Origin of the sequence: Leifsonia sp. SIMBA_070 (assembly GCF_046534635.1) — a bacterium.
Classification (GTDB): Bacteria; Actinomycetota; Actinomycetes; order Actinomycetales; family Microbacteriaceae; genus Leifsonia.
This window is the reverse complement of sequence record NZ_JAWRYK010001018.1, coordinates 1-232: the sequence shown is the minus strand read 5'-3', so window position 1 is coordinate 232 and position 232 is coordinate 1. Positions and strand designations below refer to the sequence as shown.

General features: G+C 31.9%; 1 protein-coding gene. It reads left to right on the top strand.

The window, feature by feature from the left end; all coding sequences use genetic code 11:
* Positions 1–103: 103 nt before the first annotated feature.
* Positions 104–232 (top strand): DUF6747 family protein (locus tag SB754_RS23230; RefSeq protein WP_410784594.1); only part of this gene is annotated, 129 nt, incomplete at its 3' end.

Genomic DNA, 232 nt, shown 5'->3' with positions numbered 1-232 from the left:
AAAGTCTTTCACCCGAGTATTCTTGTTTTTCATCCCCATATTTTCGGTTCTCCTTGGCGAATTCAAATCTTTGACCTGTCTTTAAATCTTAAAAAGCATACTTATGAAAAAATTACTACTCGTTAAAGAAATTTATTTGGAAGGGTTCCGCAATTTGGGACACATCATTCTAGAAAAATATTTTAAAATATTCGCTTGGTTCAGCTTTATCATGTTCTTTATAGTGCTTTAC